The 23000-nt window shown below is 71.1% G+C and carries 19 protein-coding genes; 12 read left to right on the forward strand and 7 right to left on the reverse strand.

The window, feature by feature from the left end:
• Positions 1-30: 30 nt before the first annotated feature.
• Positions 31-690 carry a hypothetical protein gene (locus tag ACFWA7_RS17395; RefSeq protein WP_385823707.1) on the forward strand — a complete coding sequence of 220 codons (660 nt, stop codon included), beginning with the start codon at positions 31-33 and terminating at the stop codon, positions 688-690.
• Between the two features lie 15 nt (positions 691-705).
• A complete protein-coding gene (locus tag ACFWA7_RS17400) occupies positions 706-984 on the forward strand; it encodes a hypothetical protein (RefSeq protein WP_385823709.1) in 279 nt (92 codons plus the stop codon).
• Between the two features lie 368 nt (positions 985-1352).
• On the opposite strand, the gene glgX is transcribed toward ACFWA7_RS17400, so the two are convergent.
• Positions 1353-3473 carry a glycogen debranching protein GlgX gene (gene glgX / locus ACFWA7_RS17405; RefSeq protein ID WP_385823711.1) on the reverse strand — a complete coding sequence of 707 codons (2121 nt, stop codon included), beginning with the start codon at positions 3471-3473 and terminating at the stop codon, positions 1353-1355.
• Positions 3474-3849: 376 nt separating this feature from the next.
• On the opposite strand from glgX, the gene ACFWA7_RS17410 reads away from it, so the two are divergent.
• Both ACFWA7_RS17410 and ACFWA7_RS17415 read left to right on the forward strand, forming a co-directional pair.
• On the forward strand, positions 3850-5085 hold the full coding sequence (locus tag ACFWA7_RS17410; protein ID WP_385538677.1) for an SAV2148 family HEPN domain-containing protein: 1236 nt from the start codon (positions 3850-3852) through the stop codon (positions 5083-5085).
• Positions 5086-5173: 88 nt separating this feature from the next.
• Positions 5174-5896: a 3'-5' exonuclease gene (locus ACFWA7_RS17415; RefSeq protein ID WP_385823713.1), complete on the forward strand. Its 723-nt coding sequence runs from the start codon at positions 5174-5176 to the stop codon at positions 5894-5896.
• Between the two features lie 249 nt (positions 5897-6145).
• On the opposite strand, the gene ACFWA7_RS17420 is transcribed toward ACFWA7_RS17415, so the two are convergent.
• Entirely contained in the window at positions 6146-7102 is a 957-nt protein-coding gene (locus tag ACFWA7_RS17420; RefSeq protein ID WP_385823715.1) for a phosphotransferase enzyme family protein, read from the reverse strand.
• 147 nt (positions 7103-7249) lie between these two features.
• Here ACFWA7_RS17420 and ACFWA7_RS17425 point away from each other — a divergent pair, with 147 nt between their 5' ends.
• Genes ACFWA7_RS17425 through ACFWA7_RS17435 form a run of 3 tightly spaced genes read left to right on the forward strand, consistent with a single transcriptional unit; the run spans position 7250 to position 10346 of the window.
• Positions 7250-8191: a carbohydrate ABC transporter permease gene (locus ACFWA7_RS17425; protein WP_385823717.1), complete on the forward strand. Its 942-nt coding sequence runs from the start codon at positions 7250-7252 to the stop codon at positions 8189-8191.
• On the forward strand, positions 8188-9054 hold the full coding sequence (locus ACFWA7_RS17430; protein WP_385823719.1) for a carbohydrate ABC transporter permease: 867 nt from the start codon (positions 8188-8190) through the stop codon (positions 9052-9054). Before ACFWA7_RS17425 ends, ACFWA7_RS17430 begins: the two co-directional genes overlap by 4 nt.
• On the forward strand, positions 9054-10346 hold the full coding sequence (locus ACFWA7_RS17435; RefSeq protein WP_385823721.1) for an ABC transporter substrate-binding protein: 1293 nt from the start codon (positions 9054-9056) through the stop codon (positions 10344-10346). The genes ACFWA7_RS17430 and ACFWA7_RS17435 overlap by 1 nt, the downstream gene beginning before the upstream one ends.
• Positions 10347-10575: 229 nt before the next feature.
• On the opposite strand, the gene ACFWA7_RS17440 is transcribed toward ACFWA7_RS17435, so the two are convergent.
• A complete protein-coding gene (locus ACFWA7_RS17440; RefSeq protein WP_385823723.1) occupies positions 10576-12837 on the reverse strand; it encodes an MMPL family transporter in 2262 nt (753 codons plus the stop codon).
• 410 nt (positions 12838-13247) lie between these two features.
• On the opposite strand from ACFWA7_RS17440, the gene ACFWA7_RS17445 reads away from it, so the two are divergent.
• From ACFWA7_RS17445 to ACFWA7_RS17465, 5 genes are all read left to right on the forward strand, one after another.
• On the forward strand, positions 13248-14456 hold the full coding sequence (locus ACFWA7_RS17445; protein ID WP_385538690.1) for a S8 family peptidase: 1209 nt from the start codon (positions 13248-13250) through the stop codon (positions 14454-14456).
• 76 nt (positions 14457-14532) lie between these two features.
• Entirely contained in the window at positions 14533-15081 is a 549-nt protein-coding gene (locus ACFWA7_RS17450; protein ID WP_385538691.1) for a DUF1697 domain-containing protein, read from the forward strand.
• Positions 15082-15172: 91 nt separating this feature from the next.
• Positions 15173-15799, forward strand: coding sequence for a DsbA family protein (locus ACFWA7_RS17455; RefSeq protein ID WP_385823725.1), 627 nt, complete (start codon positions 15173-15175; stop codon positions 15797-15799).
• Between the two features lie 165 nt (positions 15800-15964).
• Positions 15965-18619 carry a fibronectin type III domain-containing protein gene (locus ACFWA7_RS17460; RefSeq protein WP_385823727.1) on the forward strand — a complete coding sequence of 885 codons (2655 nt, stop codon included), beginning with the start codon at positions 15965-15967 and terminating at the stop codon, positions 18617-18619.
• Positions 18620-19104: 485 nt separating this feature from the next.
• Positions 19105-19239: a hypothetical protein gene (locus ACFWA7_RS17465; RefSeq protein WP_385823729.1), complete on the forward strand. Its 135-nt coding sequence runs from the start codon at positions 19105-19107 to the stop codon at positions 19237-19239.
• 99 nt (positions 19240-19338) lie between these two features.
• On the opposite strand, the gene ACFWA7_RS17470 is transcribed toward ACFWA7_RS17465, so the two are convergent.
• Genes ACFWA7_RS17470 through ACFWA7_RS17485 form a run of 4 tightly spaced genes read right to left on the reverse strand, consistent with a single transcriptional unit; the run spans position 19339 to position 22942 of the window.
• Entirely contained in the window at positions 19339-20094 is a 756-nt protein-coding gene (locus tag ACFWA7_RS17470; RefSeq protein ID WP_385823730.1) for a sirohydrochlorin chelatase, read from the reverse strand.
• Positions 20095-20100: 6 nt separating this feature from the next.
• Positions 20101-21021, reverse strand: coding sequence for an ABC transporter permease (locus tag ACFWA7_RS17475; RefSeq protein WP_385823732.1), 921 nt, complete (start codon positions 21019-21021; stop codon positions 20101-20103).
• Positions 21008-21796, reverse strand: a complete 789-nt coding sequence (locus ACFWA7_RS17480) for an ABC transporter ATP-binding protein (protein WP_385538703.1) — start codon at positions 21794-21796, stop codon at positions 21008-21010. Before ACFWA7_RS17480 ends, ACFWA7_RS17475 begins: the two co-directional genes overlap by 14 nt.
• A gap of 36 nt (positions 21797-21832) precedes the next feature.
• The gene (locus ACFWA7_RS17485; RefSeq protein ID WP_385823734.1) at positions 21833-22942 is read right to left on the reverse strand and encodes an aliphatic sulfonate ABC transporter substrate-binding protein; all 1110 of its coding nucleotides are present in this window, start codon (positions 22940-22942) and stop codon (positions 21833-21835) included.
• Positions 22943-23000 lie beyond the last annotated feature (58 nt).

Here is a 23000-nt window from a genome sequence, read left to right on the forward strand (position 1 = left end):
CGCACCCGTCTGCCGCGTCAGCTTCGCCTGATGTCCGGAGCCCTGCACACGTATCGCAAGGTCATCGCCCTCACCGGGCCGCTGCTCCCCGTCGTCTCGTTCCTCGGACGGCTGCCGACGGCCATGGGCCGGCTGGGCAGCGTGCTGCTGGTCGCCGAGAGCAGTGGCGGCCTGGCCACGGCCGGGCTCGCGGGCGGCGCGCTCGCCCTCGGCCAGACCGCCGGCGGCCCGCTCGCGGGCCGCGCCGTCGACCGCACGGGCAGCGGGGCGTGGTGCTCGCCGCGGCGCTCGTCAACGCGGCCGCCGTCACCGCCTCGTCCTGGCCGCGCTCGCCCACGCCGGGACCGGCCGGCTGGCGCTGCTGGGGGCGCTCGCCGGGGCCGGCGTGCCGCAGGTCGGCCCGCTGGCCGGAGCCGGACCGTGCCCCTGGCGCGGCGCGCGGGCACCGATGAGCGGACCGTGGTGGCGGCGCTCTCCTTCGAAGGCACCCTCGACGAGGTGTCGTTCGTGTTCGGACCCGCCTTCGTCGGGCTCGCCGCCGCCCTCGCCCACCCGGCGGTCGCGCTACTGGTCGCGGCCGGGTTGCCCGCCGTCTGCGGCACCGCCTTCGCCCTGCAGCCGACCGCCGGGCAGGTGGTGGCCGAGGAGCACGTCAGGGCGCCGCGCACCCGGCTGCCGCGAGCGGTGTAGGCGCTGCGCGTCACCATGGTGCTCCAGGACGCCGTGGTCGGCTCCTCCCAGGCGGCTGTCACCACCCTCACCGAGCGGCTGGACCGAGCGTCGCGGACCGGGCTCGTGTACGCCGCGATGGGTGTGATGAGCGCGGTGGCGGGCCTCGCCATGGTCGCCGTACCGGAAAGGCTCGCGCTACGCGCGCGTTGGCGGATCGCCACCGCCGCCCTAATGGTGCTCTCCGTGCCGCTGCTCTTCGTGGGGTCGCTGGGAACTCTTTACGCGGCGGTGGTCGTTCTCGGCGTGGCGTAAGCCCCGCATCTGACCGCCCTCTTCGCGCTGACCGAACGGCTTGTCCCCGCCGCCCGGTTGGTCCGAGTCCATGGCCTTCCTCACCAGCGGGATCGCCGGCGGGCAGGCGCTCGCCCTCGCGGTGTCGGGGCGGCCGGCCCAGGACCACGGGCCGGTGGCGGCCTTCGCGGTCACGGTGGCCGCGGCGGCCCTGCGCGGTCCTCTCGCGGTCCGTACGGGGCCTGGCGGTCCCCGGCCCGAGGGATCCCCGGGCCCGCAGACGGCCGCTGAGGCCGGCCGGGCCGCTGAAGCCGGCCAGCGGGCCCCGCAGGCGCGAGCCCCGCTCACACCCGCACCGGCCGCCTCCGGCGCCCCCGCCCCGCGCCCGCTCAGGCCGGACGCCGCAGCACCGACAGACTCCGCCCCACGAGGGTGACCCGCTCGCCCGCCGTCACCTTGGCTCCCTCGCCCGGCGGCACCCCCTCGCGGCGGCCCGTGTCGACCACCACCTGCCACTGCCTGCCGTGGTTGACCGGCACCAGGAAGTCGATGGTCTCGGCGCTCGCGTTGAACATCAGCAGGAACGAGTCGTCAGTAATGCGCTCGCCGCGCGGGCCGGGCTCCGAGATCGCGTTGCCGTTGAGGAAGACCGTCAGTGCCTTGGCGCTCGCCGCCTGCCAGTCCTGCTGGGTCATCTCTTCACCCTCAGGGGTGAACCAGGCGATGTCCGACAGTTCGTCGTGGGTGCCCTCCACCGGCCGGCCGTGGAAGAAGCGGCGGCGCCGGAACACCGGGTGGTCGCGCCTGAGCCACACCATCGTCCGGGTGAAGGAGAGCAGCGTCCCCTCCGGGTCGCTGCCCGGGTCGGGCCACTTCACCCAGCTGAGCTCGCTGTCCTGGCAGTAGGCGTTGTTGTTGCCGTGCTGGGTGCGGGCGAACTCGTCGCCGTGGCTGAGCATCGGCACGCCCTGCGACAGCATCAGGGTGGCGATGAAGTTGCGCATCTGGCGCTCGCGCAGCTCCACCACGCCCGCGTCCTCGGTGTCGCCCTCGGCGCCGCAGTTCCAGGACCGGTTGTGGCTCTCGCCGTCCCGGTTGCCCTCCTTGTTGGCCTCGTTGTGCTTCTGGTTGTACGAGACCAGGTCGTGCAGGGTGAACCCGTCGTGGCAGGTGTGGAAGTTGATGGAGGCCAGCGGCCGCCGCCCGTCGTCCTGGTAGAGGTCGGAGGAGCCGGTGAGCCGCCCGGCGAACTCCGCGAGGGTGCGCGGCTCGCCCCGCCACAGGTCCCGTACGGTGTCGCGGTACTTGCCGTTCCACTCCGTCCACATAGGTGGGAAGTTGCCCACCTGGTAGCCGCCCTCGCCGACGTCCCAGGGCTCCGCGATCAGCTTCACCTGGCTCACCACCGGGTCCTGCTGCACCAGGTCGAAGAACGACGACAGACGGTCCACCTCGTGGAACTGCCGGGCCAGCGTCGCCGCGAGGTCGAAGCGGAAACCGTCCACGTGCATCTCGGTCACCCAGTACCGCAGCGAGTCCATGATCAGCTGGAGGACGTGCGGCGAGCGCATCAGGAGCGAGTTCCCGGTGCCGGTGGTGTCCTCGTAGTAGCGCGGATCGTCGGCGAGCCGGTAGTACTGCGCGTTGTCCAGGCCGCGGAAGGAGAGCGTGGGGCCCAGGTGGTTGCCCTCGGCCGTGTGGTTGTAGACCACGTCGAGGATGACCTCGATCCCGGCCTCGTGCAGCGCCCGTACCGCCTGCTTGAACTCCAGGACCTGCTGCCCCCGGTCGCCCCAGGAGGCGTAGGCGTTGTGCGGGGCGAAGAATCCGATGGTGTTGTAACCCCAGTAGTTGGACATCCCCTCGTCCGCGAGCCGGTGGTCGTTGACGAACTGGTGCACCGGCATCAACTCCAGTGCGGTGACCCCCAGTTCCGTCAGATGGCCGATGACCGCGGGGTGCGCCAGGGCCGCGTAGGTGCCGCGCATCTCCGGGGGAAGCTCCGGGTGGAGCATCGTCAGGCCCTTCACATGGGCCTCGTAGAGCACCGTGCGGTGGTACTCGGTGCGCGGTGGCCGGTCGTCGCCCCAGTCGAAGTACGGGTTGACCACGACCGATGTCATGGTGTGCGGGGCCGAGTCCATGTCGTTGCGGGCGTCGGGGCGGTCGAAGTAGTAGCCGTACACCGCCTCGCCCCAGTCGATGCTCCCGCTGACAGCGCGCGCGTAGGGGTCGAGGAGCAGTTTCGCCGAGTTGCAGCGATGCCCCTTCTGCGGCTCGTACGGGCCGTGCACGCGGAAGCCGTAGCGCTGACCCGGCATCACTCCGGGCAGATAGGCGTGGCGCACGAACGCGTCGCTCTCGCGCAGCTCCACCGCCGTCTCCGACCCGTCGTCGTGCAGGAGGCACAACTCGATCCGGCGGGCGGCCTCCGAGAAGACCGCGAAATTGGTCCCGGCGCCGTCGTACGTGGCGCCGAGTGGGTACGCCTGTCCCGGCCACACCTGCATGGGCAAGACTCTTCCACTTCTGATCCGGGTACTGAGGGGCACTTGACGCAGATCCTCCCGGAAAAGAAGTCCGTCCCCTAGGACGCCGGAGTGCTCCGGAGGGTGATCCCCACAGCGGTTACCCCCGTAGGGGGCTGGTACCCGGGGCGATCCGGACGGCCTGCGCGGAACGGATCCGGCCAGCTTCCGGGGCTGCCCGGGGTCCCGGCCCAGGTGGAACCGCTATGAATCAGCTCACTCCCTCCGAACGCGCCGCGCGGAACGGATCACGTCGACACGGGAGTTGAGAAACAGCCTTTCCATCCGGCTGCACCGCCTCCTGCTCGCGGAGTACTCTTCCTTGATCGTTGGAGGGGGACCGGAAGGCGGTGCGCGGGTGAGCTCGGGAGGGCTGGAGCTGCCCCCTGGTGACACGGGTCACGAGGGTGAGTCCGGCGACATCCCGCCCGGCGCGGTGTCCGTGGCGCGTCCGGTGGAGATCGGGGCGGAACTGGACTGGGGCACGGACGACTGGAGTGAGGTACGTACGCGCGCGCAGCGGGCCGGCCGGGCGTACATCTGGCTGAACCTGGTGGAGCAGCGGCTGCGGGCCGTGGTGGCCGCCGTGCTGCGCCCCATCTACGAGCCGGTCCACGGCGACGACTGGGTGGTCGCGGCGGCGGGTCCGGCCGGGCAGGAGTGGGTGCAGCGGGCCGTCGCCGTACGGGAGGTCTCGCGCCGCAAGGGCTATCTGCTCGACCCCGCCGACGACAACGTCCTGAGCTTCCTCACCCTGCCGCAGCTGCGCGAGCTGATGGTGCAGCACTGGCCGTGCTTCGAGCCGTACGTGGACGACCGGCGCGATGTCGAACTCGCCCTGGACGAGCTGGAGGTCGCGCGGAACGTGGTCTCGCGCAACCGCGCGCTCAACGAGGCGGTCCTGGCCCAGGCCGAGCGGGCCTCGGCCCGGCTGCTCGACGTGCTGGGCGGCGGCGCGGGCGCGCCCGCCGCGCACCGGCTGCCCATCGACGCGGTCGAGGACCTGGTGGGGGACCGGTACGCGGACGTGGTCTCGGTCCACTCCGACCGGGTGCGGCTGCAGCGCCAGCTCCCCGCCGAGGACTTGTTCAGCCAGGCCCGCCGGCTCGACGCGATAGGCATCGGCCTCAATCTGCTGGTCCAGAACTACTCGGGGCGCCGGCTCGTGCGGCTCGCCGAGTCGGGCTGTCGCGTCCGGCTGCTCTTCCTCAACCCGGCGAGCAGCGCGGTCAAGCGGCGCGAGCGCGAACTGGGGCTGAAGAAGGGCGAGCTGAGCCGCTCGGTCGAGATGAACATCCTCCACATGCGGCGGGTGCGGGCCCGGCTGCGCGACCCCGGGGCCTTCGAGATCCAGGTGTTCGACGAGACCCCGCGCTTCACGGCGTACCTGGTCGACGGGGACGGCACCGACGGCCTCGCGGTCGTCCAGTCGTATCTGCGCCGGGCGCGCGGGATGGAGGCGCCGGTGCTGGTGCTGCGCGGGGGAGCGCGGCGGGACGTCGTGCGCCCCGACCAGGATACGGAACACGGGCTTTTCGAGACATACCGGGAGGAATTCGAGTCGGTGTGGGCCGACTCGCGGCCCGTCTCCTGACCGGCCGCCGGGCGGCCCGGGACCCGTTGTCAGTGGTGCGTGCGAGGCTGGTCGTCACTGGGGGAGAGCACCAAAAGGGAGGGCCAAGATGGGGTGGCACCGCGAACCGCTGGTCGGATTCGACCTGGAGACGACCGGTACGGACCCGCTGGAGGCGCGGATCGTGACGGCCGCGATCGTCGGCGTCCAGGGCGGTGAGCCGGTCCGGCAGCGGAACTGGCTGGCGGACCCGGGGATCCGGATCCCGGCGCAGGCCTCGGCGATCCACGGCATCAGCAACGAGCGGGCGGCGTCGGAAGGCCGCCCGGTGCGCGAGGTCGCCGACGAGATAGCGGAGACGATCACGGGCTACTGGGCGCAGGGCGTGCCGGTCGTGGCCTACAACGCGGCCTTCGACCTGACGCTCCTTGCGGCCGAACTCCGTCGGCACGGACTGCCGTCGCTCACCGACCGGCTGGGCGGCGCGGCCATGGGCCCGGTCGTCGACCCGTACACGATCGACCGTGCGGTCGACCGCTACCGCAAGGGCAAGCGGACACTGGAGGCGGTGTGTGTGGAGTACGGAGTGGTGCTCGACGGCGCCCATGAGGCGGGCGCGGACGCGCTGGCGGCGGTCCGGGTGGCCGTGGCGATAGCCGAGCGCCATCCGCAGGTCGCCCGGCTGCTTCCGGCGGATCTGCACGAGCAGCAGATCGAGTGGTACGCGGCGTGGGCCGCCGACTTCCAGCGGTTCCTGCGCAGGAAGGGCACGCTGGACGCGATAGTCGACCCGGTGTGGCCGGTACGGGAACTGGCTCCGGCCCAGGGCTGAGACACGCGACCGGCGCGGGCGGGGCGGGGGTGCGCCGGAGGGCGGTGCCGCGGCTCACATCGAGGTGCATCGGCTCACAACGAGGCGTGGCGGTTCGCGACGAGGCGCCCTTGCTTACGACGAGGCGCCCTTGCTTACGACGAGGCGCCCTTGCTTACGACGAGGCGCCCTTGCTCACGACGAGGCGCCCTTGCTCACGACGAGGCGCCCTTGCTCACGACGAGGCGCCCTTGCTCACGGCGTGCCGGTTCAGAACGGGTACCAGCGGACCTCGGGATCCCCGTCCCGCAGTGAGGCGACCCGGCGGCGGAACTCGTCGAGCGCCTTGGGGTTGGCCGGTGCGTGCTGGGCGACCCAGGCGCAGCTGGCCGTCTCCCGGGCGCCGCGCAGTACCGCGCACCCGTCCCACTCCCGAACGTCCCACCCGTACGCCTCGGTGAACGCGTCGTACTGCTCGTCCGGCAGCCCGTACCGGTCCCGGGAGAGAGCCATGACCACCAGGTCGTGCTCCCGGAAGTCGGCGGAGAACGTCTCCAGGTCGACCAGGACCGGGCCGTCGGGGCCGACATGGACGTTGCGCGGCAACGCGTCGCCGTGGATGGGGCCCGGCGGGAGGTGGGGGGTGAGGGCGGCGGCCGCGTCGGCGAAGCCGTCCCGGCGGGCGCGGAGGTAGGCCGCGTCGGCGGGGTCGATCGCGTCGCCGGCCAGTCGCAGCCAGCGCTCCACCCCGCCGAGCAGTTCGCGGCGGGGCAGGGCGAAGGACGGGGCGGGCAGGGCGTGGACGAGCCGCAGCAGTTCGGCGAGGTCGCGCGGGCCCGTGGGGCGGACGGCGGCGGGCAGCCGGTGCCAGAGCGTCACCGGGTGGCCGTCCACCAGCCGGGGCGCGGGCTCGGCGGCCCGCACCGCCGGGACGCCGCACTCCGCGAGCCAGCCCGCGATGGCGACCTCGCGCTCGGCCCGCGCCAGGAGTTCGGGGTGGCGGGTCGCGTCGCGGCCGACCTTGATCACCAGGTCGCCGGTCGCGAAGACGGCGTTCTCACCGAGGGCGATCAACTCGGCGGGGGCTTCGGCGGGGTTGTTCCCGTCCGCCGTGCCCGCTGTGCCGGACGCACCTGCCGTGGCCGCCGCGCCTGCCTTCGGCGTGCCCGTCCGTGCCGCGTCGAGTCCCGCCACGGCCAGTACCTCGCGCGCCCGTGCCTCGTCCACTGTTCGCTCCCGGTGATCGTTCCGTACCGGCCAAGTCTCGCATTCACGCAGGTCGTCTCGGAGAGGAGGCAGGTCGTCTTGACGAACCGACGGACCGTCAGCACGATGACGGGGGTCATTCGGCAATCCCGGCAAAGGGGTCGAACAATGACATGGGTCACCGCAACGGCGCGGTCGGGCAGGCGCTCCGGCAGACGCTCCGGCAGGCGCTCCGGCAAACCCCCGGACCACGGGGCCTGGTTCCTGGTCCTGCCCGCGCTGATCCCGATCCTCGTACTGAGCGTCGGACCACTGCTCTACGGCATCGCCCTGGCCTTCACCGATTCCCAGGCGGGCCGTACCACGCCCACCCAGTGGACCGGGCTGCTCAACTTCAGGGACCTGCTGCACGACACCCTGTTCTGGGAGTCGTTCAGGATCGGCCTGCTCTGGGCGGTCGGGGTCACCGTGCCCCAGTTCCTGCTCGCCCTCGGGCTCGCCCTGCTGCTCGACCAGAACCTCCGCTTCCGATGGCTGGCGAGGGCGCTCGCGATCATCCCCTGGGCGATGCCGGAGGTCGTCGTCGGCATCATGTGGCGGCTCGTCTACAACCCGGACGCGGGAATCCTCAACGAGACGATCGGCGACCTCGGGCTCGGTGACGGCCGGGACTGGCTGACCGGACTCGGCACCGCGCTGCCCGCCGTCATCGTCGTCGGCGTCTGGGCGGGTCTGCCGCAGACGACGGTGGCCCTGCTCGCCGGGCTCCAGAACACCCCGCACGAGCTGCACGAGGCGGCCGCGATGGACGGCGCGGGCGCCTGGCGCCGGTTCCGTACGGTGACCTGGCCCGCGCTCAGACCCGTGGCGCTGGCGATCACCGCGCTCAACTTCATCTGGAACTTCAACTCGTTCGCCCTGGTCTATGTGCTGACCAACGGCGGCCCGGGCGGCAAGACCCGGCTGCCCATGCTCTTCGCCTACGAAGAGGCCTTCCGGTACGGCCAGTTCGGGTACGCGGCGGCGATGGGCTGTGTGATGGTCGCGGTGATCTCGGTGTTCCTCGCCTTCCACCTGGTGGCGCGGCTCAGCGGAGGTGAGGACGGATGACGTTCCGTACCGGTTCCACCGGTTCCACCGGTTCGACCGGCTCATGGGGGCGCGCCGGGCAGTATCTGGCGCTCCTGGGCTATCTCGTCTTCCTGGCGTTCCCGTTCCTGTGGCTGATCTCCACGGCCTTCAAGCCCGCACGCGAACTGGGCTCGCTGCACCCGACGTGGATCCCCAGGCACCCCACCCTCGACAACTTCCGGCAGGCCTTCGACGAACAGCCGCTGCTGCGCGCGGGGCTCAACAGCCTGGCGGCGGCGGTCTCGGCCGCGCTGATCGCCGTGGTCGTGGCGACCCCGATGGCGTACGTGATGGCGCGCAGACGGGGCAGGCTGGCGACGGCGGCGACCGGCTGGGTGGTGGTCAGCCAGGCGTTCCCCTTCGTCCTGCTGATCATTCCGCTCTTCCTGGTCCTGAAGAACCTCCACCTCATCAACTCGTTGGCGGGGCTGGTCATGGTGTACGTGGTGTGGTCGCTGCCGTTCGCGCTGTGGATGCTCGTCGGGTACGTCCGGGCCGTTCCCCTGGAGCTGGAGGAGGCGGCGGCCGTGGACGGGGCGGGGCGGCTGCGCACGCTGGTCTCGGTCACCGCGCCGCTGCTCGCGCCCGGCATCGTGGCCACCGGGCTCTTCGCCTTCATCACCGCGTGGAACGAATTCTTCTTCGCGCTCGTTCTCCTCAAGACACCGGAGAAGCAGACCCTGCCGGTCGTCCTCACCCACTTCCTCGGCGCGGAGGGGGCAGCCGACCTGGGTCCGCTCGCGGCGGCCGCCTTCCTCGCCACCCTGCCGTCGCTGGCCGTCTTCGCCGTCATCCAGCGGCGGATCACCAGCGGAATGCTCGCCGGGGCGGTGAAGAGCTGATGCGCGCACGCCTGTTGATCCTGGCCGGGGTTGTGCTCGCCCTCCTGCTCTCCACCCTCACCGGCTGCTCGGACAGCGGCTCGGGCGCCGGCGGGAAGGTCAGGCTCCGCTTCCAGTCGCTGGCCTGGCAGAAGGAGTCGGTGGCGGCCACCGAGGCGCTGGTGGGGGAGTGGAACGCGGCACACCCCGAGGTCCAGGTCCAGTATGTACAGGGCAGTTGGGACACCGTCCACGACCAGCTGCTCACCGCGTTCGAGGGCGGCGAGGCGCCGGACGTCATCCATGACGCGTCCGACGACCTCGCGGACTTCGCCTACGGCGGCTACCTCGCCGATCTGCGCACCCTGCTTCCCTCCGGACTCAAGGCGGACATCCCCGCACGGAGCTGGGAGACGGCGACGTTCGGGAAGGGGGTGTACGGAGTGCCGTTCCTACAGGAGCCGAGGGTCCTGATCGCCAACACCAAGATCCTCAAGTCTTCCGGGGTGCGGATCCCCACTGCCGAACAGCCCTGGACCTGGGAGGAGTTCCGGGAGGTCGCGAAGAATCTGAGCGGCAAGGGGCGGTACGGGATCGCCTGGCCGCTCAAGGAGCCCGTGTCGATCACGCTGAACCTGGGGCTCTCCACCGGCGGCCGGCTGTTCCACCGGGCGGCCGACGGCAAGGTGAAGGTGGCGTTCGGGGAGGCCGACGCGGCCGTCCCCTCGGTCGTCCACGATCAGGTCAACGTGGACGGGAGCGCCGCGCGGACCACGCTCGGCATGGGCGGGTCCGACACCCTGCCGGGCTTCTTCGGCGGCAGGTACGCGATGGCCGCGCTGGGCTTCTCGTACCGTCAGCAGATCGTCCAGCAGGCGCCCAAGGGTTTCGAGTGGACCGTTCTCCCCGCCCCGGCCGGAAGCGAAGGCCTCGCGCAGGGGGTCAGCCCGCAGACCCTCTCGGTGGCCGAGGACAGCCCGCACAAGAAGGAGGCGGCCGAGTTCATCGGCTTCCTGCTGCAGCCGCGCAACATGGTCCGGCTCGCGCAGGGCGACTGGATGCTGCCGACGGGGACCGCCGCGCTGAAGGACCCGGCCCTGCACACCGCGCGGTACGGCTGGGCGACCGGCGCCGCGCTCGCGGGGGCACTGCGCTCGGCCCCCGCGCAGTCGGTGCGGGGATACCCGGAATGGAAGGACAAGGTCGCGACCCCCGCGCTCCAGGAGTACTACAGCGGTGCGATCGACCTCGGCCAACTACGAAAACGCCTGGTCAAGGACGGGAACCTGGTGCTGGCCCGCTATCAGCGCTGATCCAGGGCCAAAGGGCCGTTCCGGGCCTTTCGAAGGGGGCGACAGTAAATGGAGTGCACCTGATCGCGGTGGCCCTCACGGGCTGATGTCCGGCGCCGGTCCCCGGGCCTCACCAGGGGGAGCCGCCCCGACCCGCGAGGGCCCCAACAGGCAGGGGCCCGAGGAGCATTGCTCCCCGGGCCCCTGCTCGTAACGCCTCACGCGCCTCGCCCGTGACGACCGCGAGGGGTCAGACCCGGACCACCCGGTCCCGGTCCTCGTCGCCGTGGTGGGCGGTGACCGGCGGCGCGGCGGCCGACTCGTCGTGGGTGAGGTCCGGAAGCCAGCGCAGCCACTTCGGCAGGTACCAGTTGCGCTCGCCCAGCAGGGCCATGACCGCCGGGAGCAGTACGCCCCGGATGACCGTGGCGTCGATCAGTACGGCGGTGGCGAGCCCGACGCCCATCTGCTTCATCGACTGCATCGACAGCGTGCCGAAGATCGCGAACACCGCCACCATGATGACCGCCGCGCTCGTCACCACACCGGCTGTCGTCACCACGCCGTGCTGGATGGCGTCGCGGGTCGTCCGGCCCGCGAGCCGGGCCTCCCGGATCCGGGAGACCACGAACACGTGGTAGTCCATCGACAGACCGAACAGGATCACGAACAGGAACAGCGGCAGCCAGGAGACGATCGCGCCGACGCCCTCGGCGCCGACCAGCGAGGCGCCCCAGCCGTGCTGGAAGACGGCGGTCAGGATGCCGTAGGCCGCGCCCACCGAGAGGAGGTTGAGCACGATCGCGGTGATGGCGATCGTCAGCGAGCGGAAGCAGAGCAGCATCAGCAGGAAGGCGAAGACCACGACGAAGGCGAAGACCGGGGTGACCGCGCCGACGATCCGGGCGTTGAAGTCCTTGGACCCGGCGACCTGACCGGTGATCGGCGCTTCCAGACCGCGCACCTTGCCCAGGGTGTCGGGCCGTACGTGGTCGCGGAGCAGGTCGAGGCTCTTCTCCGCCTTCTTCTGGTCGGAGCCGCCGATCAGCGGGACGTCGACGAACGCCATGTTCTCCGCGCTGTGCAGAGTGATCTTGATGGGGCCGTCCGAGGCGCCCCGGCTGACCGCCTGCGTACGGAAGTCCGCGATGGCCTGCTTGACCTCCGGCGTGTTGATGTCGGCGGCCTTGATGACGACGTTGGCCGGGCTGGCGCCGCCGGGGAAGGTCTCGTTGACGCGGTCGTAGGTGCCGACGATGGGCAGCGAGTCACCGAACTCCTGGTCAAGGGTCAGGTTCTGGGTGTGCATGCCGACCGCCGGCAGGGTTATCGCGATCAGCGCGCCCGCCGCCATCACCAGGGCGGCCTTCGGGCGGCGCAGCACCGCGCCGAGGACGGCGCGCCAGAAGCGGCTCTCGCCGTTGTTGTTCCGCTTGCCGCGCTTGATGCGGTTCAGGAACGGCAGCCGGCCCTTCTCGACGCGCTCGCCGAGCAGCGAGAGGAGCGCGGGCAGCACGGTCACCGAGCCGACCATGGCCACCGCGACCACCATCAGCGAGGCCAGACCCATCGCCTCGAACTCCGCGAGCCCGGTGAAGAGCATGCCTGCCATCGCGACGCAGACGGTGACACCGGAGACGATGATGGCCCGGCCGCTGGTCGCGGCGGCGATGCGCAGGGCCGTCTGGGCATCGCGCCCGGCCTCCCGCTCCTCGCGCTCGCGGCGCAGATAGAAGAGACAGTAGTCGACGCCGACGGCCAGACCGACCAGGAGCATCACGGAGTTGGCGGTGTCGCTCATCGCCTGGAGGTGGCTGACGATGGCCATCAGGCCCATGGTGGCGATGATCGCCGTGAGCGCGAGGGCCACCGGCAGCAGGGCGGCGACAAGGGCGCCGAAGGCGATGAGCAGAATGCCGAGGGCGACGGGCACCGCCGAGTACTCGGCCTTCTTGAAGTCGTCACCGAAGGCGTCCTTGAACGTCTTGCCCATGCTGGCGCTGCCGATCTCCTCGATCCGCAGCTCCTTGTGCTCGCCCTGCACCTTCTTCACCGCGTCGAGCACCGGTGTGATGCGGTCGGGCGCCGTGTCGGCGTCGCCGAGCACGTCGAACTGGATCAGCGCGCTGCGGCCGTCCTTGGAGAGGGTCTTCGCGGCGTACGGAGAGGTCACCTTGGTGACCTGGCCGGTGGCGTCGACCGCCTTGATCACGGCGTCCACGGCGGCGTGGAACGCGGGGTCGGTCGCCTTCGTCGAGCCGTCGACGGCCTGGATGAAGACGGTCTCGCCGGCCGGTTCCTTCAGCCCCGCGTCTTCGATGATCTTCTGCGCCTGGCCGACCTCGCCGGGCAACTGGTTGTCCTTGACGTTGACGCGCCCGGCCGCCGAGCCGATGCCCATGGCCAGAACCACGAAGAGCACCCAGATCACCACCGCCGCCCAGCGGTGACGGGCGCTCCACCCGCCGGCTCGCGCGGCTACGCCGCGCACTCTTGTGACCCCGTTGACCATGGTGTGACGCCCCCTGATGAGTGGTGGCAGCCCGGCGCCGCCATCCGAGTACGACGCTAGGGGCAGGATTCAGCCGTCTCGTCGTGCTCCCTGGTGAACCGGCCCTCCGGTGTCTACTCCCAGCGATGTGGGGGCATCCCCTACAAGTTGGATGCAAGCCCCTTACACGTAAAGCGGATTGAGGGGGAAGTTCCGCTCGCGTGTCGCCACGGAGTGTCCACCAACCCTGCACAACACCCGAGTTGACCTGCGCTGGCCTGTTTTTTATTACGAAACCTTGTTGTGTAAGTCACAGCTGCGTGGAGCCCTTGATCTGCGCTCGTCAATCGGCAAGGGTTTCGAACCAGCCCCGGAAGGTTTCCATCCGGTAGGCCAACCCCCCACAGAATCTGACGAGGAGACCCCTCTTCATGGCAACTCACAAGCGCAAAAGCCGCCTCAAGCTCACAGCCGGGATAACCGCCGTGGCGGCTGCGGCCGGAGTCACCGTCATGACCACCCAGATGGCCGGCGCAGCCGCGCCGGCCGAGGGCACGGTCTACGGGCTCGACGCCAAGGGCGCGATCGACGGCAGCTACATCGTCCTCCTGGACGAGAAGGCCTCCCAGGACGCCAAGCGCAAGCTCGCCGACGAGTACGGCGGCACGCTCCAGCGCGACTACGCCTCTACGGTCAACGGGTTCTCGGCGAGCGGGCTTTCGCAGTCCGAGGCCAAGCGGCTCGCCGCCGACCCGGCGGTCGGCAAGGTCGTCCAGAACAAGAAGTTCCACATCACCGCCGGCCAGGCCAACCCGCCGTCGTGGGGGCTCGACCGGATCGACCAGGCCGAGACCGCCGGGGACGGCAAGTACACCTACCCGGACAGCGCGGGTGAGGGTGTCACCGCGTACGTCATCGACACCGGCGTCCGCATCAGCCACAAGGACCTCGGCGGCCGGGCCTCCTACGGCTTCGACGCGGTCGACAACGACAACACCGCCGACGACGGCAACGGCCACGGCACGCACGTCGCCGGCACCATCGCCGGAACCGCGCACGGTGTCGCCAAGAAGGCGAAGATCGTCGCCGTCCGCGTCCTCGACAACCAGGGCTCGGGCACCACCGAGCAGGTCGTCGCGGGCATCGACTGGGTCACCAAGAACCACCAGGGCCCGTCGGTGGCCAACATGAGCCTGGGCGGCGGCGCCGACCCCGCGCTCGACACGGCCGTGCAGAAGGCGATCGCCGCCGGTGTGACCTTCGGTGTGGCGGCGGGCAACGAGTCCACCGACGCGGGCCAGGGCTCGCCCTCCCGGGTCAAGGAGGCGATCACCGTGGCCTCCTCCACCAAGGACGACAAGCAGTCGGACTTCTCCAACTTCGGTTCGGTGGTGGACCTCTACGCCCCCGGCTCGGACATCACCTCCGACTGGAACACGGACGACAACGCCACCAAGACGATCTCGGGTACGTCCATGGCGACCCCGCACGTCGTCGGCGCCGCCGCCGTCTACCTCGCGGGCCACAAGGACGCCACCCCGGCCCAGGTCTCGGACGCGCTGACCGGCGGAGCCACCGCCGACAAGATCTCCAACCCCGGCGCGGGCACCCCGAACAAGCTGCTCAAGGTCGTCGAGTAACCGTCCCCAGGCAGTCGTGAACGACGGCTTCCGTGCCATCCCCCACGAGGCACGGGGGCCGTCCTATTGTGTGGACATGACGACGATGTACGCCGCCCTGCTGCGCGGGATCAATGTGGGCGGCAACAAGAAGGTCCCGATGGCCGAGCTCAGAGCACTGCTCACCGAGCTCGGCCACGGCTCCGTACGCACTTATCTCAACAGCGGCAACGCGGTCTTCAGCAGTGACTCCCACGACCCGGACGCGCTCGCCGCCGACCTGGAGCGGGCCATCGAGAAGCACTTCGGCTTCCGTGTCGCCTGCATGGTGCGCACCGGCGCCTATCTGAAGGCCGTCGTGGACGCCTGCCCCTTCCCGGCCGACGAGCTGGAGGGCAAGCAGCTGCACGCCACGTTCTTCTCCGGCCCGGCCGACCCCGAGCGCTTCGCGGGCATCGACATCAAGGCGTTCCTGCCCGACACGTTCCGCCTCGGCGACCGGGTCCTCTATCTGTACGCACCCGACGGCATCGGCCGCTCCAAGCTCGCCGAAGCGCTCGCGAAGCCCGCCCTGCTCAAGGGCATCGACGCGACGGCCCGCAACTGGAACACGGTCAAGGCGCTCGTGGAGATGACCGGCGCCTGACCCCGGAGCCCGAGTGTGCTCCCAAGTGGCCCAGCCGGACGATGTGTGAATGGCCCGGACCCCGGTGCCAATCCACCGCTACCTTCGTCCCATGAACACCATCGAGCACACCGGCACCACCGCCGTCGACTTCTACTTCGACCCCGCCTGCCCGTTCGCCTGGATCACCTCGCGCTGGATGCTGGAGGTCGAGCGGCACCGGAGCATCGACCTGCGGTTCCGGGTGATGAGCCTGTATCTGCACAACACCGGCAATGAACTGCCGCAGTGGTACCGGGAGTTGGTCGACAAGTCGATCCGCCCGGTACGGGTGGCCGTCGCGGCCGCGCAGGACCACGGGGACGGGGTGCTGCGCGACCTCTACACCGCGTACGGCACCCGGATACACCAGCAGAAGAACGAGGACTTCGACGAGGTCATCGCCCAGGCGCTGGCCGAGCTCGGCCTTCCGGCGGCGCTCGCGGACGCCGCGCACGACCCCGCGTACGACGATGCGGTGCGGCGCAGCCACGACGCGGGCAAGGACCCGGAGGCGGACGCCTATGTCGGCACGCCGACGATGCACCTCGACGGGACCGTCTACTTCGGCCCGGTGCTCAGATCCATCCCGCGCGGCGAGGAGGCGGCCCGCCTCTTCGACAGCGTGCGCGTGATCGCCTCGAACCCCGACTTCTTCGAGCTGAAGCGGACCCGGACCGGCGGTCTCGACTTCGACTGAGCCGCCCCAAGTGATCCGATGACTGGCGGGAGTTGAGTGCCAGCGTGCAGAAAAATCGGCTCATGCGTTGACCGTTCCATGGCAGTGCTCCTATGTTTCCCTGGGCTTACCAGGCCGATCCCGGCGCATCCCCGCCGCTCTCGGCCGGCCCCCAGAGGAGGCAGCATGCCCGCGCTCCGGAGCACGCCCGTACGAGCCGTACTGACCGGTGTGCTCGCCGCCCTGGTCCTGAGCGGCCCCGGTCTGGTGCCGTCGGCCGGGGCCGGGTCCCGCGCGGCGCCGCGCACCGCCGACGTCTACGTCTCCCCCTCCGGCCGGGACGCCGCCGACGGCACGGCCGGCCACCCCGTGCGCACCCTGACCCGCGCCCGCGACCTGGCGCGCGGGAAGGCCGCGCGCTACGGCGCCGCCCACTACTCCGGCGACATCACCGTGCACCTCGCCTCCGGTACGTACCGGACGGCCGGGCCGCTCGTCCTCGACGGGCGCGACTCCGGCCCGGCCGGGCACCGGATCGTCTGGCAGGGCGCCGGCGCCGGCTCGACCCTGATCAGCGGCGGGCGCAAGGTCGAGGGCTGGCAGCCGGTCGCCGGGCGCCCCGGGCTCTGGTCCGCCCCGGCGCCCCAAGGGCTCACCGACACACGGCAGCTGTACGTGGACGGGGTGCGCGCCCAGCGCGCCCGTGGCGAGGTCCCGGTCGGCCTGACGGTGACGGCGACCGGCTACACCGCCACCGCCGACACCCTCGCGCGCTGGCGCCATCCCTCCGACGCCGAGTTCGTCTACACCAGCGGCGAGTCGCTGTGGAACGTCGAACGCAACGGCCTCGGCCAGTGGACCGAGCCGCGCTGCCGTATCGCCTCGGCGCGAGGCACCGCGATCACCATGGCCCAGCCCTGCTGGGACAACTCCAACAAACGCGTGGAGTTCCCCGACCGGCCCGGCCGCACCGTGAGCATGGTGGGCCCGGGCCGTCTCACCAACAGCGGCCGGGCCTCGTACGTGGAGAACGCCTATGAACTCCTCGACCGGCCCGGCGAGTGGTACCTCGACCGCTCCGCGCAGACCGTGTACTACCTGCCGCGCACGGGCGAGGACCTGAGCCGCGCCGATGTGGAGGCGGCCGCCGCCGAGAAGCTCGTCGACGGACGCGGCACCCGGGCCGCGCCCCTGCACGACATCGCCTTCCAGGGCCTCCAGTTCGGCTACGCCACCTGGCTGACGCCGTCCGGGCCAGAGGGGTTCTCGGAGATCCAGGCCGGTTACACCATCACCGGCCCGAAGGGCTGGGCGACGCAGGGCCTCTGCGGCTTCGTCGACGGTGGCACCTGCCCCTTCGCCTCCTGGACGAAGATGCCGGGCAACGTGTCCTTCACGTACGGGCAGCGCATCGGCATCAGCGACAGCGTCTTCGCGCACCTGGGCGCGGCCGGGCTCGACCTCGGTGCCGGGACCACGGACTCCTCCGTGCGCGGCAGCGTCTTCACCGACATCTCCGGCAACGGACTGGAGATCGGAGGCGTGGACGGCCAGCAACCCTCCTCCGGCGTGGAGGTGACGAACAATCACCTCTACGCGCTGCCGCGCGAGTACCACGGCGGCGTCGGCATCCTCGACGGCTACACCCAGCACACCACCATCGCCCACAACCAGCTCGACCACCTCGGCTACAGCGCGATCTCCCTGGGCTGGGGCGGCTGGCCCGACAAGATCGGCTCACCCGCGACCCCCAATCCGAGCCATGACAACACCGTGCGCGACAACCTGGTCTTCGACTACATGCAGCTGCTCGACGACGGCGGCGGCATCTACACCCAGGGCCTGACCGGCACCTCGATGGCCGACGGCGAGAAGGTCACCGGCAACGTCATCCACGACCAGTGGGGCCTGGGCAAGAGCGTCTACACCGACAACGGCTGTACGTACGAGACCGTGCGGGGCAACGTCCTCTACGGGGCGGCGTACGCGAACGTCGCCAGCCGCCACACCGACTACCGCGACACGCTCGGCAACAACGACCCGACGCTCATCACGGGCAACTGGTGGGAGGAGGGCGCCGCCGACAGCTCCAACAAGGGCCTGGTGACCAGCGGGAACCACCTCATGGCCGGACTGTCCGACGTCCCCCCGGAGATCGTCGACAACGCCGGGATCGAACCCGCGTACCGGAGCGTGCTCACCCGTACGACGGGAGCGGTCTCCGTGCCGGAGGCTCCCGCCCGCGTCGGGACGAGCACGGCGGGGAGCGACGGCTTGTACGTCACGTTCAACCCCGGCTACGCCGACGGCGGTTCACCGGTCACCGGGTACACGGCGCACGCCCTGCGCGCCGACGGTACGGAAGCGGCTCGGGCGAGTGTCGACGCTGCGGACTTCAAGCGCCTCGCCGTGGCGCGGATCGGGCAACTCAGGGCGGCGGAGGGGCCGTTCCGGGTGGTCGTGACCGCGCGGAACGCGTACGGGGAGAGCGCGCCCTCGCTCGCGTCGGCGCCGCTCGCGCCGACGGCGGCGTCCGTACTGCCCGCCGCGCCCACCGGCGCGAAGCTGCGCACCGCCGCCCACGCGGCCACGGTCGTCTGGACGCCGCCCACGGCCACGGGCGATGCCGAGGTGATCGGATATCAGATCACCGTTTCCGGCGGCCGGGTGGTGCCGGTCGGCGGGCGGGACGTGCTGGTGACCCGGCCCTCGGGCAAGGGGATGTTCCGGGTGGTGGGCTCTCTGAAGCCCGGGACCCCGTACACCTTCACGATCGCCGCCGTCACGGCGGCGGGCACCGGCCCGGCGGTCACGGTGACCGGCACGACAGCGGCGGGGTAGGAGGGGCGGCGTTCGTCTGCGGGCCGCTGGGGGCTGGTCGCTCCCTCCCCCAGGTTCTCGGATTCACTCGAACAGGGGGTCCCCCATCGCGGCGGAGCCGCACAATGACACAGCCCCGCGCCCCCAGGTCGTACGGGGCTCGGTCAGTGTTCGCCGCGCCACGCGCCGTCCCGCTGGGCCCAGTGAACCGCCGGGGGCGCACGGCGAGTCCGGCCACCGCGAACAGCCCGGCCAGGACGGCCCAGCCCGCGAACGACGGGGAGGAGGCCGGCTCTGGTGGCGGGTGGGGTGGGGGCCTGCACGGTGGCGGTCATGCGGTCACTCAACCCGGTGTGTACACGCCAAGGGCAATGATTTAGTGTCCGGCTGAAGCATGGGGGACACGGGGGCCGGCGACGTTCGCGCGCGGAGCCATCTCCACCGTCGACCCGGGCCTGCCGCCGGTCCTCAACTACCCGGCGCACGGCAGGGGAACGCTCAGCGAGATGCCGCCACCGGTCAACGACCGCGCCCTGGTCCGCCTCCTCGGCCCGGCCCGCGCCCGTCTGCTGACCCTGCTCGCGGAACCCGCCACCACCACCGAGCTCGCCCGGCGTCTGGAGATCACCCGGGCGCGGTGAGCCGGCACCTGTCGGTGCTCTACGACGCGGGGCTGCTGTACCGGTCCCGGCGGGGCCGAAGCGTCCAGTACGCCCGCACCTCGCTCGCCGAGGACCTGCTCAGGCGGTGAGCGCGGCCGGGCCGGCCGCCCGTGCCCGCGCCTCCTCGTACCGTACGAGCAGCAGCCGGGCCAGCTCCGGGGCCGCGCCCAGTACACCGGCCAGCACGTCCGCGTCGTGCGCGCCCCGGGCGATCCGGTCGGGCAGGAAGCCGGGGGCGATGACGTACGGGGCTACGGCGACGCGCCGCACCCCGGATTCCCGCAACTCCCGTACCGCGTCCTCGGTGCGGGGCAGAGCAGCGGAGGCGAACGCAGGTCGCACGGCGCACCAACCGGTGTGCCGCAGCTCCCGCGCTACATCTGCGATCACTGCGATCGCCTCCGGGTCCGTGGAGCCCGCCGAGGCCAGGACGACCCCGGTCGAGCGCTTGTCGGCGGGGGCGAGCCCCGCCTCGTGCAGGGCCTCCTGGAGCCGTCGCTCCACCGTCGAGAGCAACAGCGGCGACGGGCCGAGGACGTCCGCGATGTGGATGTCCAGCTGCGGCGGGGCCTGGGCGAGCACCGCCGGGATGTCGGCCTTGGCATGGAAGGCCCGGGTCAGCAGCAGCGGCAGCGCCACGACCTCCCGTACCCCTTCGAAGGCGAGACGCTCAAGGACCTGCGGCACGGCCGGGGCGTTGAAGTCCAGGAAGCCGGTCTCCACGCGCAGCCCCGGCCGCAGCCACCGCACGCGCCGCACCAGGGCGTGCACGGTCGCCGCGTGCCGCGGATCGCGGCTGCCGTGGGCGATGACGAGGAGGACCGGTCCGTACATCGTGGCTCAGCTCTTCACCAGCAGACCGCGGCTGCGCAGCACATAGCGCTCCAGCGGGCTGAAGATGAGCAGGTCGATCGCGATGCCGACGATCAGGATCAGGAAGATGGCGAGGAAGACGCCCGGCATGTCGGAGTTGTTGCGGCCGTTCTCCAGCAACTGGCCGAGCCCCAGGCCCAGATCGGGGGAGGACGCGATGATCTCGGCGGCCATCAGCGAGCGCCAGGAGAACGCCCAGCCCTGCTTCAGACCCGCCAGATAGCCGGGCAGGGCGGCGGGCATCACGATGTGCCAGGTGCCGCGCAGGCCGGTGGCGCCCAGGGTGCGGCCCGCGCGCAGGAACAGCGGCGGGACCTGGTCGACGCCGGAGACGAGGCCGTTGGCGATCGAGGGCACCGCGCCCAGCAGGATCACCGCGTACATCATCGAGTTGTTCAGGCCGAGCCAGATCACCGCCGGAGGCACCCACGCCACCGACGGCAGCGACTGGAGGCCGGACAGGATCGGCCCGATGGCGGCGCGGATGAACTTCACCCGGGCCACGATCAGCCCCAGCGGCGTCCCGATCGCCAGCGCGAGCAGGAAGCCGAGCAGCCCGCGCGAGACGCTGGTCCAGACGATGTCGAGCAGGGTGCCCTGGAGCCAGAGCTCCTTGAGGCCCGACCAGACCGAGGACGGCGAGGGCAGCTTGGTGTCGTCGGCGGCCTTCGCCCACACCAGGCCCTGCCAGACCACCAGGACCAGCGCGACCGCCGACAGGGGCGGCAGGATCTTCTGGACCAGGGTCTCGCGGAACGGGGTGCGCCCGCTCTGCACCGTCTCAAGCGCGTCGAGGCCCGCCTCCAGACCGGCCAGATCGTGGGTGTCCTTGTCGGCCTTGACGGTCTTGGCGGCCTCGTCGGCCGCCGACGTCTCAGTGCTGGCCATGGCGGCGGATCTCCCCACGCAGTTGTTCGGTGATCTCTACGGAGAGCTCCGCGACGGCGGAGTCCTCGATGCGGCGCGGCTGCGGGATGTCCACGGTCCACTGGTGCGCCACCCGGCCCGGCCGGGACGAAAGCAGCACCACGCGCTGGGCGAGCCGGACGGCCTCGCGCACGTTGTGCGTGACGAACAGGACGGACAGGTTCGTCTCGCGCCAGATGCGGGTCAGCTCGTCGTGCAGGACGTCCCGGGTGATGGCGTCGAGCGCCGCGAACGGCTCGTCCATCAGCAGCAGTTGGCTGTCCTGGGCGATCGCGCGGGCCATCGCCACGCGCTGGCGCATACCGCCGGACAGCTCGTGCACCCGCTTGCCGTACGCGCCGGTCAGCCGTACCAGTTCGAGCAGCTCCTCGGCGCGTTCGCGGCGCTCGGCCTTGGGTACGCCGCGCAGCCGCAGCGCGAGCTCGATGTTCTTGCCCGCGGTCAGCCACGGGAACAGCGCGTGCTCCTGGAACATCAGCGCGGGCCGCCCGCCGGGCGTCTCGATGGTCCCGGCGGTCGGCCTGTCGAGCCCCGCCACCAGGTTCAGGAGCGTCGACTTGCCGCACCCGGAGGCTCCCAGGAGGGTGACGAACTCGCCCGGCGCGACATCGAGGGTGATGTCGTCGAGCACGAGCTGGGGGCCGGCGGGACCCGCGAACGACTTCGACACGTGCCCGATCCGGGCGGCGTACTCCACCGTCGTACGGTCCGCGGCCTCGGCGACTGCAAGGGCCATGGTCGTCACCTCCTGGGAACTGGTACGGGTACGGGGTTACTTGACGCCGTAGCCGGCGTCGGCGACCGCGGGCTTGCCCAGGGCCTTGAGGACCTTGTTGAGCGGGGCCAGGTCGTAGATGCCGTCCAGGTCGGGCTTCTTCAGCAGACCGGCCTTGACCGCGTGGTCGGCCTCGATGCCGAGGGTGGCGGCCAGCGGGTCGTCGGTGGTCTTGATCGACTGCCACGCCGGGTCCAGGACGTTCGCGGGCAGCGCCTTGCCGCTGAGCGACTTCAGCGCGGCGTTCGCGGACGCCTTGGCCTTGTCCGGGTTGGCCTTGATCCAGTCGTTGGTCTTCACCGAGCCGCGCAGCACCGCCTCGACGACATCGGGGTGCGCCTTGAGGAACTTCTGCGACACGATGATGTTCGTGATCACGAACTCCTTGTCGGCCCACAGGTCGGCCTCGTCGAGGAGGACCTTCGCGCCCTGCGCGACCAGCTTGGACGCGGTCGGCTCCGGCACCCAGGCGCCGTCGACGGAGCCGGACTTGTAGGCGTCCGGGGTGATCTTGTTGTCCGTACGGACCACGGAGACGTCGCCCTTGCCGCTCTGGGCGTCGACCTTCCAGCCCTTCTCGGCGATCCAGTTGAGGAAGGCCACGTCCTGGGTGTTGCCGAGCTGCGGGGTGGCGATCTTCTTGCCCTTGACGTCGTCCAGGGACTTGATCTTGTCCGGGTTGACCACCAGCTTCACGCCGCCCGACGCGGAGCCGCCGATGATGCGCAGGTTCTGGCCCTTGGACTTGGTGTAGCCGTTGATCGAGGGGGAGGGGCCGATCCAGCCGATGTCGATCGACCCGGCGTTGAGCGCCTCGATCTCGGAGGGGCCCGCGTTGAAGGTGGAGGTCTTCACCTCGGTGCCGCCCAGTTCCTTCTGGAACAGGCCCTCCTGGACGCCGACCAGCGCGGTGGCGTGGGTGAGGTTCGGGAAGTAGCCGATCTTCACGCTGTCGGCCGACAGCTTCTTGGCGTCGGAGGCGACACCGGCCTTCTGGCTGTCGTCGGATTTCTTGTCGGAGCCGTAGCTGCACGCGGCCAGGACGAGCAGGGGGAGGGACGCGGCGACGGCGAGGCCGCGGCGGAGAGCGGTGCGGTTGGCAGGCACGGGAGGGGTTCCTCTCGTTGGCCCGGCGGTCAACTCCCCCTGGGGGCAGGGCAGATGG

This window comes from Streptomyces sp. NPDC059994, from assembly GCF_042737755.1.
Taxonomy (GTDB): Bacteria; Actinomycetota; Actinomycetes; order Streptomycetales; family Streptomycetaceae; genus Streptomyces.